1 protein-coding gene is annotated in these 682 nt (G+C 68.8%); it reads right to left on the minus strand.

Translation table 11 applies throughout. From position 1 onward, the window contains the following. Positions 1–5 precede the first annotated feature (5 nt). The coding region (locus Pmi06nite_RS41640) for a suppressor of fused domain protein (RefSeq protein ID WP_203958779.1) at positions 6–682 on the minus strand (677 nt) is incomplete at its 5' end.

Consider the following 682-nt stretch of genomic DNA (forward strand, 5'->3'; position numbering starts at 1 on the left):
CGGTGTCACACGAGTGACGGTCGGGTCGGGTCTAGGAGCTCGCTGACTCCGCCCCGGTCGAGTGCCGCGATGAGCGCATCCGTTCCCTGCGACACCTTCAGCATGACCTCGGCCGGATGCAGCGGTACTAGCGCGAGCAGGGTGATCCGCGTCCCGTCCGCAACGTCGATGGTCCGTGCCTCCGGACGCACGTTGAGCATCGGCGTGATGACCGCCCCGGCGAACGGCGCGCCAGGCGCATACGGCAACGCGGGATCCCCGTTTGGTACGGAATGCCACTCGCCGATCCACGTCCCGTACTCGTGCGGCAACCGAGCCACCTGCTTCAGCACCCGCACCGGCCACCCCGTCCGCTCGTCGTGCAGCGCCGCCTGCGTCAGCGGCCAGTCCGCCGGCAGGCACAGCATCAGCTCCGCATACGGACTGATTCCATGCCCATCGGGCACTGTCATCGGCCGCTCGCTCATCCCCGATGTGACCAGCGTCTGGTACGGCCGCTCCGCCGAGGGCCCGACCACGTAGACATGCACACCGACAAGGTGCGAGGCGATCTCGTGCAGGACGAACGCGACCGGTCCGAAGTGCGTGGCGACGTGCCGATCGATGGCCTCGGCCACCTCCTGCCGCTGACCGGCAGCCGCCACGAACCCGTCATACCGCGGCTCATGCCGCACAATCCCCG

This window comes from Planotetraspora mira, assembly GCF_016863275.1.
Taxonomy (GTDB): Bacteria; Actinomycetota; Actinomycetes; order Streptosporangiales; family Streptosporangiaceae; genus Planotetraspora; species Planotetraspora mira.